At 40.5% G+C, this 17762-nt stretch carries 16 protein-coding genes and 4 pseudogenes; 11 read left to right on the top strand and 9 right to left on the bottom strand.

Annotation, left to right across the window (positions count from 1 at the left end):
- The 3 genes and pseudogenes from CALSC_RS06745 to CALSC_RS06735 form a co-directional block, all read right to left on the bottom strand.
- Nucleotides 1–324, bottom strand: a pseudogene (locus CALSC_RS06745) (tetratricopeptide repeat protein); the annotation flags it as partial.
- A gap of 249 nt (nt 325–573) precedes the next feature.
- Nucleotides 574–999, bottom strand: a pseudogene (locus CALSC_RS06740) (ATP-binding protein); the annotation flags it as partial.
- 166 nt (nt 1000–1165) lie between these two features.
- Complete coding sequence (locus CALSC_RS06735) at nt 1166–1603, bottom strand: peroxiredoxin (RefSeq protein WP_088240621.1); 438 nt, start codon at nt 1601–1603, stop codon at nt 1166–1168.
- A 151-nt stretch (nt 1604–1754) separates the two neighbouring features.
- Between CALSC_RS06735 and CALSC_RS06730 the strand changes: the two genes are divergently transcribed.
- The 3 genes from CALSC_RS06730 to CALSC_RS06720 all read left to right on the top strand — a co-directional run bounded on the left by CALSC_RS06730 (nt 1755) and on the right by CALSC_RS06720 (nt 4348).
- Entirely contained in the window at nt 1755–2162 is a 408-nt protein-coding gene (locus CALSC_RS06730) for an Npun_F0494 family protein (protein WP_088240620.1), read from the top strand.
- A 399-nt stretch (nt 2163–2561) separates the two neighbouring features.
- On the top strand, nt 2562–4043 hold the full coding sequence (gene cobQ / locus CALSC_RS06725) for a cobyric acid synthase CobQ (RefSeq protein WP_088240619.1): 1482 nt from the start codon (nt 2562–2564) through the stop codon (nt 4041–4043).
- Nucleotides 4044–4108: 65 nt separating this feature from the next.
- Nucleotides 4109–4348, top strand: coding sequence for a 2Fe-2S iron-sulfur cluster-binding protein (locus CALSC_RS06720; protein WP_088240618.1), 240 nt, complete (start codon nt 4109–4111; stop codon nt 4346–4348).
- Nucleotides 4349–4358: 10 nt separating this feature from the next.
- Here the strand turns inward: CALSC_RS06720 and CALSC_RS06715 are convergent, their stop codons facing one another.
- The 5 genes and pseudogenes from CALSC_RS06715 to ilvD form a co-directional block, all read right to left on the bottom strand.
- Nucleotides 4359–4805: an SRPBCC family protein gene (locus tag CALSC_RS06715; protein ID WP_088240617.1), complete on the bottom strand. Its 447-nt coding sequence runs from the start codon at nt 4803–4805 to the stop codon at nt 4359–4361.
- A gap of 54 nt (nt 4806–4859) precedes the next feature.
- Complete coding sequence (zds, locus tag CALSC_RS06710) at nt 4860–6302, bottom strand: 9,9'-di-cis-zeta-carotene desaturase (protein WP_088240616.1); 1443 nt, start codon at nt 6300–6302, stop codon at nt 4860–4862.
- 186 nt (nt 6303–6488) lie between these two features.
- A pseudogene (locus tag CALSC_RS27310) lies at nt 6489–6659 on the bottom strand (ribbon-helix-helix protein, CopG family); the annotation flags it as partial.
- A 1188-nt stretch (nt 6660–7847) separates the two neighbouring features.
- Nucleotides 7848–9353 (bottom strand): glycosyltransferase, encoded by a 1506-nt coding sequence (locus CALSC_RS06700; protein ID WP_088240614.1) that lies wholly within the window; start codon nt 9351–9353, stop codon nt 7848–7850.
- Between the two features lie 188 nt (nt 9354–9541).
- Entirely contained in the window at nt 9542–11233 is a 1692-nt protein-coding gene (ilvD, locus tag CALSC_RS06695; RefSeq protein WP_088240613.1) for a dihydroxy-acid dehydratase, read from the bottom strand.
- A 268-nt stretch (nt 11234–11501) separates the two neighbouring features.
- On the opposite strand from ilvD, the gene CALSC_RS06690 reads away from it, so the two are divergent.
- Nucleotides 11502–12011, top strand: coding sequence for a GNAT family N-acetyltransferase (locus CALSC_RS06690; RefSeq protein WP_088240612.1), 510 nt, complete (start codon nt 11502–11504; stop codon nt 12009–12011).
- Between the two features lie 227 nt (nt 12012–12238).
- On the opposite strand, the pseudogene CALSC_RS27305 reads toward CALSC_RS06690, so the two are convergent.
- Nucleotides 12239–12352: pseudogene (locus tag CALSC_RS27305) on the bottom strand (hydrogenase expression/formation protein HypE); the annotation flags it as partial.
- A gap of 264 nt (nt 12353–12616) precedes the next feature.
- Between CALSC_RS27305 and CALSC_RS26945 the strand changes: the two are divergent.
- The 7 genes from CALSC_RS26945 to CALSC_RS06660 form a co-directional block, all read left to right on the top strand.
- The gene (locus CALSC_RS26945) at nt 12617–12817 is read left to right on the top strand and encodes a hypothetical protein (protein ID WP_088240611.1); all 201 of its coding nucleotides are present in this window, start codon (nt 12617–12619) and stop codon (nt 12815–12817) included.
- Complete coding sequence (locus CALSC_RS28150; RefSeq protein ID WP_143288177.1) at nt 12804–12926, top strand: DUF2949 domain-containing protein; 123 nt, start codon at nt 12804–12806, stop codon at nt 12924–12926. Before CALSC_RS26945 ends, CALSC_RS28150 begins: the two co-directional genes overlap by 14 nt.
- 26 nt (nt 12927–12952) lie before the next feature.
- On the top strand, nt 12953–14041 hold the full coding sequence (locus tag CALSC_RS06680; protein WP_088240610.1) for an ATP-dependent 6-phosphofructokinase: 1089 nt from the start codon (nt 12953–12955) through the stop codon (nt 14039–14041).
- 146 nt (nt 14042–14187) lie between these two features.
- The gene (locus CALSC_RS06675) at nt 14188–15318 is read left to right on the top strand and encodes a 4Fe-4S dicluster domain-containing protein (protein WP_088240609.1); all 1131 of its coding nucleotides are present in this window, start codon (nt 14188–14190) and stop codon (nt 15316–15318) included.
- 223 nt (nt 15319–15541) lie between these two features.
- A complete protein-coding gene (locus CALSC_RS06670; RefSeq protein WP_088240608.1) occupies nt 15542–16009 on the top strand; it encodes a cyclic nucleotide-binding domain-containing protein in 468 nt (155 codons plus the stop codon).
- Between the two features lie 9 nt (nt 16010–16018).
- A complete protein-coding gene (locus CALSC_RS06665; RefSeq protein ID WP_088240607.1) occupies nt 16019–16903 on the top strand; it encodes an FAD/NAD(P)-binding protein in 885 nt (294 codons plus the stop codon).
- A gap of 136 nt (nt 16904–17039) precedes the next feature.
- Nucleotides 17040–17762, top strand: a 723-nt coding sequence (locus CALSC_RS06660) for an NADH-quinone oxidoreductase subunit B family protein (RefSeq protein WP_088240622.1), incomplete at its 3' end; no start/stop codon positions are given.

Genomic DNA, 17762 nt, shown 5'->3' with positions numbered 1-17762 from the left:
GTATCTGCCAAACTTTAAAAAATAAAGTTGTTCCGTACCTGTCACAGTAATCACCGCAGGTTGATGTTGACGGAGATATTCTTCTTGTTTTACCAATTGATTAATAGCTGCTTTTAAACTTGGCTCCCCTCTTGCCAACTTCACCCGATAAGTATGGAAGTGGGGTTGCAATTCCGCCTCATATTTATCAATGATACTATCTCGAAAATGCAAATCATCACACACTGCAATGATAATTTCTAATTTTCCCGCCTTCCCTTCAATGGTGACAATCAAATCATCATAGGCATCTTGATTAGGATCTTCTTCTATTAGGAGGAACATTATTTACCTCACCATTCTCCATTTAGGAAACTCCAAAAAATAAATTATCCAATTTTTGTCACCAAAATGGCTTTCCCTCCCCCTGCTCCCTGCTCCCTGCTCCCCTGCTTTCACTCCCTACTCCCCTGTTCCATCAATAATTCCACCACAATAGGGTGAACATCATACCAGTTTTGCCGATTGCGATATTCTAGCACCGACAACCCATGCAACAAACCCAAAAATTCTGGATCTTTGGGGTCTTTCGGAATTAGGTAAACAAAGGGCTTTAATATTATCCCGATAAATGTCATTAACCCTACCCAAATCGAACTTATCTAAATCATCAATAATCACCAACACATCTTGTTTTTCAGCCAGTTGAATCAAAGCCGCAATTTCATTAATTCTCGCCACCAAATCAGAGATTTTGCGCTCAAACTCCTGCTTGAGTTCATAACGAATGGTGGAATCAATTTTTAACTTAGTAGTAATTAATTTAAAAAAATCAAATCCCGTGGAAGCTTCCCCTTGTAAATCAGTTGACTCCGTGCGAGTGCGAGTCGCAAACCACTTATACAAAGGATCTTTCGTTGATTGGGGAATCTCCACCCGTCGCGCTTCCGCCTCCCACATTAAATTAACCGCGATCGCAAATAAAATATTAATGTGATTCACATCGGACATTTCGATGGTAACGGACATCCCTATCATACAAGTTATGGAATTCCCAATAATTGGAAAACCTCACCCTGTCCTTACGGACATCCCTCTCCTTAATAAGGAGAGGGAAAGATTTTTATCCACTAAAAAGCTAGGGTGAGGTAATAATTCCGTAGATCGGATAGATGATTAAGTATATTTACAGACCCAATACAGATAAAACATCACTTGCATGGCTAGATGTATTTACACTAGCATCAACGTGAATAATTTTACCTGCACCATCAATTACGTAGGTAACACGCTTGGCATAACCACCGCCATCAACATCATAAGAATTAATGAGGGCTTTTTCTGTATCAGCCAAAAGGGGGAAAGTGAGATTATATTTTTGGGTGAATGCCTGGTGTGATGCTTCATCATCTGCACTTACTCCCAATACCACCACATCTTTATTTTTATACTCTGGTGTGGCATCGCGGAAACTACAAGCTTGTTTGGTGCAACCTGGAGTGTCATCTTTGGGGTAAAAATATAAAACTACAGTTTTACCTTGGAAATCGGATAATGAAACTGTGTTGCCGTTGGTATCCTTGACGGTAAACCCAGGTGCATTGTCGCCAACTGTTAAAGGCATAATTTACCCTTCCTATATATATACTTATGTGAAATTTTGATGCACTTGCAATTTTACAATAATTTACAATAAATTCATGAATAGCTGTTGAAAATGTTCAGTAGCTATCTTGCCCAATAATTCAGCTATCAGAGTAATTCTGGAAAAGCCAATGCCTGACGTGGATTCCCAACCAACTTCCCAATCATTTTCCTACTCTCATCAAATCATCAAAAGAGCCGAGCGATCGCTTTTATGTTCTCCCTTTCATTTGAGTTTATTTACAAATATGGCTTGTCAAAGTGTACCAATGAATCACATTGCTCTGGATGGTGGGATTACAAATGGCTATACCAAGCGCTCTTTATCAGAACTTGCGGTGGATGATGCTTTAGTGTGGTTAATTGATGTGGGCTTATTACGGCGAGAAGTAGATGGACAGGGAATTACAGATGGTTTTCGCTTAACTCCCCTTGGTCGTCAAGTAGTAGAAAAACTCCAGAACCAACCCCATCTTAATGCTTCATGGAGCGATCGCATCAAAGATACTTTTATACGTTGGTTCCGACTACCTTTCTAAAATCCACAATCCATAATCCACAATTGTTTGAAGTTAGGGATTGGTTTTTCTAGGGAACAATAAATAAGGGAGCTTTTCGCTCCTTTATAAAGTCTTGACGATAGATCGTACTACGCAATTATGTTAGGACATTATTGAAGACCCACACCTATGAGCAGTAAACTTATTACTTAATTACTTGCCCATAGCGCTATACATGCCACTTGCCTCAGTAAAAACTCAGGAATGTGGCTATTCTCGGCTCTGAGTGAAGTTGTGAGATCATTATTTGAGGTGCAAATATTGTAGATAAGTGACAAAATATACATCTAGCTACAATTTGCTAATATATCTTATATTCTCCTAATTAGCTTACTATACCAAAATTAAAACAAACTCTAGAGAAACTAATATTTAAATATGAAAGCAATTATGGTAGTGGGAACCACATCCCATGCAGGGAAATCACTTATGAGTGCAGCTATTTGTCGGATTTTATCACGACGTGGTTGGCGGGTGGCTCCCTTTAAAGGTCAAAACATGGCTTTAAATGCTTATGTGACATCTACTGGCGGTGAAATAGGCTATGCCCAAGCAGTTCAAGCCTGGGCGGCAGGAATTATGCCGTGGGTGGAAATGAACCCCATTTTACTTAAACCCCAAGGAGATATGACTTCCCAGGTAATCATAAAAGGTAAGCCTGTAGGAAAAGTCAGCGCGGTAGATTATTATGAGCAATATTTTGAAATGGGATGGCGGGCAATTGAAGAATCCCTCCACCATTTGGGTTCAGAATATGATTTGTTGGTCTGTGAGGGAGCTGGTAGTCCTGCGGAAATTAACCTCAAACACCGTGACCTCACTAATATGCGAGTAGCAAAACACTTAAATGCAAATACTCTCTTGGTAGTAGATATTGATAGAGGTGGAGCATTTGCCCATGTAGTAGGAACCTTAGAATTACTGGAACCAGAGGAACGAGCTTTAATTAAAGGGATTGTGATTAATAAATTCCGGGGGCAGCGATCGATACTAGAGCCAGGTATAAAATGGTTAGAACAACGTATCGGCATTCCTGTTGTAGGTGTCATTCCCTATTTAGACCATTTATTTCCATCAGAAGACTCCTTAGATCTATTGGAACGCAAACCTGTCAAAGCTCAACAGGAAATTAATATTAGTGTTATTCGTCTACCCAGAATTTCCAATTTTACTGATTTCGATCCCTTAGAATCAGAATCCAGTGTTTCCATTAAATATTTGAGTCCCAAACAGGATTTAGGTCGTCCCGATGCGGTAATTATACCAGGGACAAAAACCTCTATTCCCGATTTGCTACTGCTACAAAAAACAGGCATGGCGGAAGCAATTCAAAACTATGCAGCTGCCGGTGGTACAGTATTAGGTATCTGTGGTGGGTATCAAATTTTAGGTCAAATGATTGCCGATCCTGAAGGAGTGGAAGGACATGCTGGCAGGTATCAAGGATTGGGATTATTGCCCATCAAAACCGTAATTACAGGACAAAAAATCGCCCGTCAACGTCAAGTCACATCCAATCATCCTCAAATGGGATTACCAGTCCACGGCTTTGAAATTCACCAAGGAAGATCACGAATAGAAATACCAGCCTTAGGTACGGACTCTCAAGAATACCAACCCTTGTTTGATGATGCTAATTTAGGTTTAGTAGATCGTTGTCAATCTGTTTGGGGTACTTACCTTCATGGTATTTTTGATAATGGGCCTTGGCGACGGGCTTGGTTAAATCGTCTGCGTCAACAACGGGGTTTAAAATCTTTACCAACAGGTGTTGCTAACTACCGGGAACAGCGAGAACAAGTTTTGGACTCTATTGCCAGCGAAGTCGAGCACCATTTAGACTTAACTCCATTGTTATAAAAGAAGGTAGTCCCGATTCCTCACTCCTGATTCCCCACTCCCGATTCCCCACTCCTGATTTTCAAATGAATGTTACTATCCGCTTTTTACCAGATGATGTCACCATTGAGGCTGAAGTAGGAGAACCACTGCTAGATGTTGCCGAACGAGCTGGGGTATTTATTCCTACTGGATGCCTCATGGGATCTTGTCACGCTTGTAGCGTAGAACTAGAAGGCGCAAATATTATCCGTGCTTGTATTACCGCAATACCGCCAGGGAAGAAAGAATTGACAATCAATCTCTTTAGCGATCCTACGTGGTAATACTTGAAAATTATTGTGAGAATTGTGACTTTAAGGCATAGTCTCGAAACCTATCCATATCAGCTTGAATGGTAGATTCTACGAGTTTGCCCAAGAATAAATTATCCATAATTTTCCCTAGCACACCAGGAATGGCATAAGCAATAGTCAGCTTAACGATACTACTACCGTGGCGATCATAAAAGCGAATTGCCCCCCTATTAGGTAATCCATCAATGGATTCCCATTCAATAATTTGGTTGGGTATCACCTTGAGAACCTGGGATTTCCAGCTAAATTCCCAGATCCCACTCTTGAGAGTCCAAATGGAAATATCGGGATCATCTTTAGGAATTTTGACTGCATCAATCCACTTCATCCACCGAGGCATTTGTTCTAAGTCAGACCAGAGATTCCAAACAAAATCTATGGGAACTTCGACTTTTACTTGCACGCTGTGTTCTAACCAATCAGACATTTGTATTTTATATTTTAGATTGTAGATTTTAGATTTATGGAATTTACTAACCAACTACGATTGTTTCATATTCTCCAAAATGACTTTTGCAGCCCGCTTACCAGAAATAGTCGCACCTTCCATGCTATCTATATAGTCTTGTTGGGTGTAACTCCCTGCTAAAAAGAAATTTGCCACAGGTGTTTTTTGACTGGGACGATAAACATCCATCCCTGGCGCTTCTCGATATAGAGATTGAGCTAATTTAACCACACTATACCAAGTCATATTCAACTCCTGTGATGAAGGAAATAACTCATGCACTTGCTTGAGAACATGTTGGGAAATTTCTTCGTTACTTTTTTTAATAAATGGATCCCCAGGTGTCAAAACCAGCTGTAATAAAGATCCTTCACCTTGGCGATAATAATCAGCAGGACTAGTTAAAGCCAAATCTGCAAAACAAGAAAAATCTGCATCGGGGGTATACAGCAAATTATCAATTCCCGCCGCATGATTTAACTGTTGGCGTTGCTGTGCATCTTGTAGTTCTGTTACCCAGCCATCAAAACGTAACTGCACTGTTGCCACCGGTACTGCTTCTAATTTATAAATATTATCAAACTCTGACCACTGTCTCCATTCCTGAGGTAATAGACGATGAATACCGGGAAGGTCACAAGCAGCAACATAAGCATCAGCAGTAATAGTCTCTTCTCCATTACCATTTGCCACAATAATTCCTGTCACCTCAGCCTGTTCCCCTGACTGATGAAACTGGATTTCTCGAACTTGGCGACGGGTGTAAATTTTGGTTCCTCTTGCTTCCAGATAGTTCAAGATGGGTTTATGTAAATATTCATAGGGAGAACCTTCCAGCATCCGCAATACAGAAGCTTCTGTTCTAGATGCAAAAAGTTGGAAAATTGTCAACATACAACGGGCAGAAATATTTTCACAATCAATAAAACCCAAAGCATAAGCAATGGGATTCCACATGCGTTTGATGCTGCTGTTATTACCACCATGACTGCGAAACCAATCTGCAAAACTAATTTTATCTAAATTACGGATGGATTTCATGGCTCCATTAAAGTCTACTAACCCACGTACTACAGGACTAGTAGCCAATGCCAGAGCATTTTGGATTTTATCTGGTAAAGAGAGTTGGGAGGTGGTAAAAAAGGCTTTTAACCCATTGAAAGGAGCGCCGGTAAAGAAGCGAAAATCTAAATTACCAGTGCGTCCATGCTTATTAATAAAGGTGTGGGTATGCTCTTTCAAGCGTAAATTATCTAATGCCCCCACCTTTTTCATTAATGCAAACAGCTGGTAGTAGCAACCAAAAAATACGTGCAATCCCATTTCAATATGGTTGCCGTTACCATCCACCCAACTGCTAACCTTACCACCAACAAAGGGGCGGGATTCAAAAATTTGGACTTCACAACCAGCATCAACTAAATCTACTGCTGTGACTAACCCAGCGAGTCCCGCTCCTACAATTGCAACGCGCATTCCATCCTTCCCTGTAAGCTTTCTTTACAAATTGTAACTGCGTAGGGGTCGGAATTTGTCAATGAAATTTATCTAGGGGGAGATATTTTGCTGTAATTATTTCATTTCCTCATTTTTAGGAGAAATTACTTAATTCAAAAATTCACTTGTATGATTACTTGTATGATTACCTGTATTATTAGTTGGGTTGAGAGATTTTGTCTGATTACCTACTGGTAATCCGCGAATTAACTCTCTAATTATATCTGTTGCGGGTCTACCTGTTTCTTCACAATATTTTTCTAATTTTTCCGCTTCTTGTGCAGCTAAATTAACAGTAATACGCTTTACAGCCCATTTTTTATTTGTCATTGTCATAATTGTCTCCGTGTTGATATTTAAAAGAAACTAATACAAAATTGTTAAAGAGTTGATTCATCTCTATTGGACTTAGACAAAATCTGCCTAATCGTCAAAATCTGGAAGATTAATTTTTTATTGCATTGCGGTCATAATGATAAATTTACTTGGTGCAAATTCTGAACCAAAAATACGTTTTAATGCAAAAAATTATACTCTAATGAATTTAATTTACTCCTTCCTTAATACAAGTAAAAAATCATCTGTTTTATTAGGAACTTAGTGGACAAATAAGTATGAATATTTTAAATAGAACCTAGAACAGATAACTTCTGTATTTTATCCCTAATGATTAAGTAAGAAAAATTGTTAAATTTAACTGTTGGTTTAATAAATACATAAATTGTATTGTATATTGAATATAAATTTCAGATGTTTTCATATATACAAAATCCAATATGTGAAATTACAAGTCTTGTATTTATTGTTTTGAGTATAACTTTTATTTAAACTTGTTAAAACCCATTTATTCAAAGAGTGTGTGATGTTATTCTTAATTTTTGATGAAAGCAAATATCAAGCAAATAATATAATCAAAATCTTTAATATTGCTTCAGCCAAACTTTAAACAATTGACAATAAATGATTTTAGTGAAATTTAACTAGTACTGGTAGGCGAAAATCAAAAGTATTTTACTGTCTAGCTTTAAAATTTTATAAATGGTTTCTTTATTTCCGCCGCGACGTACTAGTATAAATACGAATGTTGAAAATTTTCTAAATTCCATAAATTTGTGATGCGTCACAGCATGATAGGTATTTCAAGGTGATGAAAATCTATCTTGAGCTGTAATATCATGTCCGGTTAAATACTTCTGATGAGGGCTGCAAGGGGGTAGGGGCAGTGAGCAGCTCACAGGTGTAGGCTTTTTACAATTGGGTGTTGGTAAGACTTGGATGACAAACCCCCTATAATCCCCAAAGAGGGATAGGGAAAGTAGATAAGGGAGAAAACCCGAACCAAATATTGTACGGTTGCCCAAAATAGAAACTGGTTCAAAAGCATATTTTGACCTTGAACAATCTTCCTTGTCTGCCTGTCTTCTAATCTCCCAGGTCTAATCTCAACCGAAATGTTAAAAACCTACCCTTGTGAGAGGGTTGTCTGTTTCCCAAAACCCCACACCCTGCCCCAACGCAGCTTGGTCACACATCAGAGGTAAGATAAAGCTGACTTAACTCAGACAATGAAACATCATTATCTGGTGTGGGATCGAGAAAATAGGGATGAATAGGTAGTAAATTATCAGGACTGGGTTTGGGAGTCGCCACAATTTTCTCCAATATCTTCAGGTATTCTTGGGCTGTGCGGTTCCAGGTATAGCATCGCAAAACATGCTCACAACCTCGTTTTTGTAAATCATCCCACACTTCAGGTTGGGATATAACTGTTTCTAAACCTTGGGCAATTTCTGTAGAAGAGGTTGGATCGACCAGGATACAAAACTTTTCGTCCCCTTTTTGTAAACTTTCTCTGGGACCTCCATCTTGGGTAGCTACAATTGGTAAACCAGCCACAGCAGCTTCTAAGGGAGCTAATCCAAAAGGTTCATGTAAGGATACTAAGCTAAATACAGAACGGTATTGAACAAAAAAGCGGTAAGCTGCAGCTAGTGCTGATTGACTAGGAATAGAAAAGGCACTAATTTTACCCCATAGATTTTGATCATCGATAATTTTCCTGATAGGAGCTAGAACTTGTTTTTCGCTGATTTCATCACTGACAATATTGCGTAAGGGATCGTCTTCTCCCTTGGTGAAAATCACGAGATTGGCTTGCTCTTGGAGGGTTGGGCTAGAGGCAAATGCTTTGACTAAACCTAGGTTATTTTTTTTGGGTTCCAAGCGACTAGAGGCAATAATAGCGGGGAGGGTTCTTCTATTGGGGAAAATATCCCGCACTAATTTGTCTTGAATTTTTTGGTAAATTGCCTCTTCGTTTTCTAAACGGACTTCAGCCCCAAAAACATCAGGATTTACTCCTGGGGGAATAGTAGCAAAACGATTGTCGTCATTAATATCCACGGACCCTTGATAGGCAGGATGAGCATATTGCTGAAAACGTTCTTGTTCCCTAGTACTAGTGATATTCATCCCTGAGTGGTTCATGCTCAAGCGTTCGGCAAATAGACGATAGCCAAAATAGAAATAGCTATTCATCTCGGCTATATTTTCAGGGGTGACATGGAGCCGATCCATTTTTAATGCTCCTAGAGAATGAGCGGTAAAGGTAAAAGGAATACCTGTTTGAGCTTGAATTAAAACTGCACTCAAACCACCATCTCCGAAATGAGCTGTCATAGCATCTGGAAACTGCCCTTCTTCTTGGTAAAATTCAATGATATTGGGAACCCAATCTTCAACTATATGGGGCCAGAGTAATTCTTTACGGAGAAAATGCTCAGGACCAGCAGGTAAGCGGATAATGCGGATATTGGGTTGATGAGAATAGGCATCAAATTTATCGGCAAATGCTGGCCATTCGGGATCGATAATCTGGCGGGTGAGGATATCTACTTTATGTCCTTGTGCTGCCATTGCTAGGGCAAGTTGCTTGACATATACTAATTGTCCTCCAAAATCTGGATGTTCTGTCCAATGACAGTCCTGGGAGTCAAAGTTTCCTTGGGGGTTGAGAAATCCAATATGCATATTCTAAATGATTACTACTGGCGTAGGATAGGAAAAGGAAATTTACAATTATGGGGTTAGGGAAATCTTTTCCCTTTCTCTGCTTGCTTGTATGAAGATACAAGAGACTATAGCCGTGGAAGTATATCTACCACGGCTAATTTTATGTATGCTGAAAAAGACTGCAAAATATTAACTATCTACATTGATTAGGTATCAAACAAATCCAAATCTGTGACTGCACCAAGGCTACTGGAGGAGACTAATTTGGCATATTTTCCGAGTACGCCATTGGTGTAACGAGGTTTGTGAGGTTTCCAATTGGCGCGTCTTTGGGCTAACTCTGCATCTTCGACATGTAATTGCAATAAGCGAGCAGGGGCATCAATAGTGATGGTATCACCTTCTTCTACCAGAGCGATCGCTCCTCCAACGGCTGCTTCTGGGGCGACATGACCGACTACCAAGCCGTAAGTACCACCGGAAAATCTACCATCGGTAATTAGTCCCACGGAATCTCCTAAACCAGCGCCAATAATAGCTGAGGTGGGAGCCAACATTTCTCGCATTCCTGGTCCTCCTTTGGGCCCTTCATAGCGAACAATGATAATATCACCTGCTTGAATTTTTCCAGCCAGAATTGCTTGTAAACATTCTTCCTCTGATTCAAATACTCTAGCTGGTCCAGTGATTTTTGGTTGTTTAACTCCTGTAATTTTAGCGACTGCTCCTTCTGAAGCCAGATTTCCTTTAAGAATTGCCAAGTGTCCTTGGGCATACATAGGATTATGCCAAGGGCGGATGACATCTTGGTCTGTTGATGGTTCTGTGGGTATATCAACCAAAACTTCGGCGATGGTTTGTCCCGTAATAGTCATACAATCACCATGTAACAGGTCATGTGCCAATAGCATTTTCATGACTTGGGGAATGCCTCCAGCTTTGTGTAAATCCGTAGCTACGTATCTGCCACTGGGTTTTAAATCACATAACACAGGAACGCGGGCGCGGATAGTTTCAAAATCATCCAAGGATAATTCTACCCCAGTAGCCCGGGCGATCGCTAGAAAATGTAACACAGCGTTAGTGGAACCACCCACTGCCATAATTACGGAAATAGCGTTTTCAATGGACTTACGGGTGATAATTTGCCTGGGTAAGAGTTGTTTGCGAATTGCTTCTACTAAAACAACAGCTGACTTTTCCGCACTGTCAGCTTTTTCGGCATCTTCTGCTGCCATAGTAGAAGAATAGGGCAAACTCATACCCATAGCTTCAAAGGCGGAAGACATGGTGTTGGCTGTAAACATACCTCCACAGGAACCAGGACCGGGACAAGCGTTGCGTTCAACGGCAAATAGTTTCTCTTCGTCAATTTTACCAGCACTGTATTCTCCTACAGCTTCAAAGGCACTGACAACGGTGAGATCACATCCACCGTAGTTCCCCGGTTTAATGGTACCACCATAGACGAAAATAGCAGGTACATTCATGCGAGCGATCGCAATCATCGCCCCAGGCATATTTTTATCACAACCACCAATTGCTAGCACCCCATCCATACTTTGCCCATTACAGGCTGTTTCAATGGAATCTGCAATCACTTCTCGGGACACCAAGGAATATTTCATCCCTTCAGTACCCATAGAAATGCCATCACTAATGGTAATAGTACCAAACATCTGTGGCATTGCCCCAGCCTGTTTAATACCAACCTCTGCCCTTTTTGCTAGTTCATTAATACCCATATTGCAGGGAGTAATGGTACTATAACCATTGGCAATCCCAACTATTGGTTTAGTAAAATCTTCATCTTGAAAACCAACAGCACGCAACATTGCACGATTAGGCGATCGCTGTACCCCTTGGGTCACTACTTGACTTCTCAAATTTTCCACCATCTTCTGAATACCCCTAGTACCATTTCTTTTACTTATGGCACTTCTTCTTTCCGATTATTTCAGAGTATCAGAAAGGTTACGTTTTATTTCTACCCCCAGGTATATTCTGGCAATAAAAGAGGGCTGTGTGCGCATATCAGACATCATGAAGAAAATTATGCTCTAAACCAGCCCCTGTAAGTGATCCCGAAAAACATAATTTTGGGAAAATCAACAATTATCAAGGAAAAACTAATCGTTATTATCAGGAAAAATTAACTGTTGCATCATGGATACATCAAAAAGTGTAAATTATCGCCCAGCAAGAGTTGATGAAGATTCACTAATAGCAGAACATTTTTATTATTTGTGGCGAGATAATGAAATTCCTGCTGAGGGTATTATTGCTGAATGGTTGGAAGTTAGTTTGCAATTTATCAATCGCGTTCGCCAGGAATTATCCTACCAAGGATTTGTAGCTGAGTTGTCAGGTGAAGTGATTGCTTCTGCTGGGTGTCAATTATTTGCAGGTTTATACCCCCACATTTTGACTGATAATTATCGTAAATATGGCTACATCTGGGGCGTGTATGTGGAACCACCCCATAGAAATCAAGGAATTGCCAAGCAACTTATGGGTATGAGTATGAAGTATCTAAAGACCATAGGTTGTACTAGAGCAATACTTCATGCTTCCCCTTCAGGGAAACTTGTTTACCCTAGTCTTGGTTTTTCTAATACAAACGAAATGGGATTGGATTTGCCAAGAGAAAATGGTGCAGTTGATCGTAGCAATTGATGATCGCTAAAGTAGTAATTAACTAACAAACCCGCCAATTTTACAGTATCAACCAAGGGGCTGGTTAAACGATTTGACCAAGCGAAAACCAATATGTGTCGTCCTTAGCTCTGTAAGTACAGGAAACTCTTCTTTTAGCCTGTCTATTTTTATTTGTGTTACTACCCCATCGACTATCTGATTGATACTAAAAGAAGCAGGTTTCTGACGAGGTGGATAGTCAACAATTTATTTAATACTGTTGCTAAACTTCTCCGTGTCGCATTCCGCATAGCACGAGCGTGGGAACAAACTTTCAGGATAGTTTCTACTAAATTATGTAATGGTTGACAGTCACTATCACTTCACCAAAATTCTCTTTCCTCAGCACAGTTAGAAGCAGATATGGAGAGTGAATAAATCGCACCAGTACAATTATTGTCAGCTTTAGAATCTCTAACATGGCGTTGTTTAATTGAAAGCCATACCGCAGGTTTGAGTCTATAACCTTGGGTGAGGGAATATGTGATAGAACAGTTTTCAGATTTTTATGCAATCAAAAACAATCCTCACAAGTTTCTCAAATTTTCTCCCTAATCTAAAAATTGGCGTTGCTGAATACAGGGATGATTGAGGCTGACACGGTAAGCCACTGCGGTGGATGGGTTTCTCGGCATAAAGCAACTGGCGCAACCCGAAGGGGAACAGAAAGACACGGAGACACAGTGATTATGGTTTATCCTCATCTGACAAAATTATCCCGCAATTATGCAATGTCTAAAAATTTAGCCATTGTAAGGGTTCAAAATAATAATGCTTACCATTAAACTTGCAAAAATTCTCAAATTTTTACAATTTATTATTTTATTACCGATGATTTTCTGGCAATATGGGTTGGGGAATTTGAGCCAGTTAAAGGATATTGTTAACCGTTGAAATGCAAGTATTTTAGGTAAACTGCAATGAAGACTCAAAAGCGTCTTGGTATCCTAACAAGTGGTGGTGATTGTCCCGGACTTAATGCCGCCATTAGAGCGGTGGTTAGCCATGCAAGTATAACTTATGATTGGCAAGTTTTTGGTATTCCCTATGCGACAAAGGGGCTATTAGAACAAAAGGCAATTCCTCTGACTGTACATTGTATGGATTTACGAGGTATGAACCCTTTATTAAATATGGGTGGTACTATTCTTGGTAGCATCAATAAAGGTGATACTCTGGCTCATATTGATGACATAATTGCCGGTTACAATGCATTAGAATTAGATGCTCTAATTGGCATTGGGGGAGATGGTAGTTTAACGATTCTTGATGTATTGCAAAAAAAAGGTAATTGGCAGTTTATTGCTATTCCCAAAACAATTGATAATGATGTAGCATTTACTGAGAAAGTAATCGGTTTTGATACCGCTTTGAATACAGTAGTTGATGCTTTAAATCGCTTAACTTTTACTGCTGCAAGTCACGATCGCGTAATGATTGTTGAAGTCATGGGGCGGAGTGCGGGACATCTCGCCCTTCAGTCTGGAATCGCTGGGGGAGCTGACTGTATTTTAATTCCGGAGATCCCCTACTCAATTAAAGGTGCTTGTTCTCACCTGCGAGAATTACGGGATTGCTGGGGTCGTAGATTTGGGATTGTAGTTGTGGCGGAAGGCGCTGAAGTTGCTGAAGATAGTTGTTGTCCGACTGAATTGACAAAAGAAAAATCATCACAGGGCATGGGAAAATATATTGCAGATGAAGTTCGCAACTGTTCTCATAATCAATTAGATATTAGAGTTTCGGTATTGGGACATATTCAACGGGGGGGTATTCCTTCCGCAGGGGATAGATTGCTAGCAAGTGCTTTTGGTAAAGCTGCGGTAGATTTATTGGCTCAGGGAGAAACTGGAAAGATGGTAGCTTGGCAAAATGGACAAGTAGTCGGGGTCCCTTTACAAACAATTACAGACAATAGTCCATCCCTGGTAAAACCTGATAACTTTTTGATAGGAACAGCCCAATCTTTGGGTATTTATGTTGGCAATACCCAGCATATTTCGGCATGAAAAAATTTAGGCTTTATTCTAATATGACCATCTCTCTACATCTCCCATACTCCCTTACCTACAAGACTTATAAGACTTATAGGTAAGGGATAGAACCTTAGATATGGGGTCAATCCAAAATCCAAAATCTAAAATCCAAAATTGTTATGACAAACTCCCTAAAAATTCATAATCAAGTTATTATTAATAGACAAGATTTACAGCAATTACTAGATGTACTGACTCAACAAGAATATCAGCTAATTGGTCCAACTATTGCAGAAGGTGCAATTGTCTATGATGAAATATCTCAGGTAGAAGACTTTCCCATCGGCTGGACTGATGAGCAAGATGGTGGAACTTACCGCTTAAAACCACGGGATGATCAAGCTGTTTTTGGTTATTCTGTAGGACCCCATGCTTGGAAAAAATATTTATTTCCCCCTCGGGTGCGTTTATGGTCAGCGAAACGCCAAGATCAAGAGATTCAAATTACCCCAGAAACTCCCGACTCCACCAAAAGAGCTTTGATTGGAGTCCGCGCCTGTGAGTTAAATGCGATCGCAATTCAAGATCAAGTATTTCTGGAAGGGGTTGCAGTTGACCCCCATTACCAAGCCAGTCGAAATAATATTTTTATTGTTGCTGTTAATTGCGCTCAAGCTGGAGGGACTTGTTTTTGTGTATCAATGCAAACAGGCCCCAAGGCAAAACAAGGATTCGATTTAGCTTTAACAGAGGTTTTATCAGCCGAACGCCACTATTTTGTCGTTGAAGTTGGTAGTGAAGCAGGGGCACAAGTACTGAGTCAAGTATGCCACACACCAGCCACAGAACAAGAGCAGGTAACAGCAGATGCAATCATTGCCCAAACGGCTGAAAACATGGGACGTAAACTAGATACAGAAGGTATCAAAGAGCTGCTTTACGACAATCTAGAACATCCCCAGTGGGATGATGTCGCCTCCAGGTGTCTGACCTGTGGTAACTGTACCTTAGTCTGCCCCACCTGCTTTTGCTCCAACGTAGAAGATGCGACTGATTTAACTGGCGACCATGCAGAAAGATGGCGACAGTGGGACTCTTGCTTCAGCGTGGAGTTTTCCTATTTACATGGGGGAAGCGTCAGAAATAGCGTTAAATCCCGCTACCGTCAATGGATGACCCACAAATTAGCCAGTTGGATTGACCAATTTGGCACATCAGGATGTGTTGGTTGTGGGCGTTGTATTACTTGGTGTCCCGTAGCGATCGATATTACCCAAGAGGTGAAGGCAATTCAAGAAAGTAATAAGTAATTGGATTACTAGTAACTAAAATGACCAAAAAATAGACTGGATACAAGCCCCCCGCAGTCGCTCATGGGGGAAACCAACGCCAGTCGTCTGCGGCGCTGGCTCCCCAATACCGCGCTGCTCTCCGGATTTATCCGTGGAGAGTCAAAAATTTTTTCTGAGTTTCAAGCCCCTCAATTTATCGATGAGGTAACTGATAACTGATAACTGATAACTGATAACTGAAATGACACTATCAACTTTAGAACCACTATTAAAAGAACATGGCTTCTTTCAAGGACTAAAACCAGAGTATATCCAGCTTTTGGTTGAATGTGCATCAAACACCCGGTTTGACGCAGGACAAATGATTTTCCAGCGTGGTCAGCAAGCCAATCAATTTTACCTCATTAGAAATGGTAGAGTCTCTGTAGAAATTACTGCACCTGGAAAGCAGGCAATAGTCATTAAAACCCTCACAGATCATGATGTACTGGGATGGTCTTGGTTGTACCCGCCCTACGAATGGCAATTTGATGCACGAGCCCTAGAAATAACGCGAGCGATCGCACTAGATGGTAGCTGTTTGCGTCGTAAATGTGACAACGATCCAGAACTAGGTTACGAAATGATGAAACGCTTTTCCTTCATTATGTTGGAAAGTTTACAAGCCACCAGATTACAACTGTTAGACCTCTACGGTTTACCTTCTTAAGGAGTTTTGATGACCACTTCTATTAATCAAGAGAACAAGGGAGAATTTATTCCCCTCTCTCCCACAGCCGTTAACCCAATGGTACCGAAAATTTACCGGGTAAAACGGACACATAAAGAAACTCATGATATTTTTACCTTAGATTTAGAGCCCGCACAAGATCAAGAACCATTTATCTTTGCACCCGGTCAATTTAATATGCTCTACGCTTTCGGTACCGGAGAATGTGCTATTTCTATCAGTGGTAATCCAGAAGAAACCCATAAATTACAACATACAACTCGGATCGTGGGAACTGTTACCACTGCCCTCAGTAAACTTAAACCTGGTGACACAATGGGAATACGTGGTCCCTTTGGTAGTTGCTGGCCCTTACAGGTAGCTGAGGGTAATGATGTGATATTAGTAGCTGGGGGAATTGGTTTAGCACCGTTACGACCAGCGATATATCATATACTTGCAAATCGGCAAAAATACGGTCAAGTCGTCTTGCTTTTTGGGACTCGTACCCCTGAAGATATAATCTTTCACCGTGAATTAAAGCGGTGGAAATCTCGCTTTGATATGGAAGTATTGGTTACAGTTGACCGTGCCCAAGCTGGTTGGCAGGGAAACGTAGGTGTTGTGACAAATCTTATCCGTAGAGCGCCTTTTGACCAAATCAATACTACAGCAATCATGTGCGGACCAGAAGTAATGATGCAGTTTACAATTGCAGAATTATTGCAACGCGGTGTGAGTTCAGAGAGTATTTATATTTCAATGGAACGGAATATGAAATGTGCTATTGGTTTTTGTGGTCATTGTCAACTAGGACCTACTTTTATTTGCAAAGATGGCCCTGTTTTTCGGTATGACAAAATGAAGTTTTGGTTTGAACAAAGGAAGTTTTGACAATAGGCAATCTCCATCACAAATTCCTCATATTCTTGTTCTATAAATAATGCAGATGCAGCATCAAGATTGAATGTCAACAACCCACCGCTAATCGGAGTACCGATGTACCGGGAGTCCCCAGGAGGGAAGACAGATGAACAAAAAACCCAAGCTAGCAGTATGGAAATTTGCTTCCTGTGATGGTTGTCAGTTAAGTTTACTCGACTGCGAAGATGAATTATTGGCATTGGCAGGGGAAGTGGAAATTGCCAATTTCTCAGAAGCTTCCAGCGCCGTTGTCAAAGGACCTTATGATTTATCTTTAGTAGAAGGTTCAATTACTACACCACACGACGAAGAACGCATTCATAAAGTACGACGAGTATCAAAATACCTGGTGACTATTGGCGCATGTGCAACAGCAGGGGGTATTCAAGCATTACGTAATTTTAAAGATGTTAAAGAGTTTACTGCCATTGTTTACCCATCCCCAGAATATATTGAAACCTTAAATAAGTCTACTGCGATCGCTGACCATATTTTTGTTGACTTTGAGTTACGGGGTTGTCCAATTAATAAGTACCAGTTGTTGGAGGTAATTAACGCTTTTTTGCATCACCGCAAACCCAATATTCCCCAATACAGTGTCTGTATGGAGTGCAAGCGGCGGGGTACTGTCTGCGTTATGGTTGCCCAGGGTACACCATGCTTAGGCCCTGTAACCCAAGCTGGTTGTGGGGCAATTTGTCCCGCATATAACCGTGGTTGTTATGGTTGTTATGGACCTGCTGAAACTCCTAATACTGCATCTTTGTGTGGTTGGTGGCAAGGTTTGGGTGTAAATGAAACTGATTTAGTCCGTAGTTATCGCACATTA

Source organism: Calothrix rhizosoleniae SC01, assembly GCF_900185595.1.
Lineage (GTDB): Bacteria > Cyanobacteriota > Cyanobacteriia > Cyanobacteriales > Nostocaceae > Calothrix_A > Calothrix_A rhizosoleniae.
The sequence above is the reverse complement of the archived record's forward strand: the minus strand, read 5'-3'. Positions and strand labels throughout refer to the sequence as shown.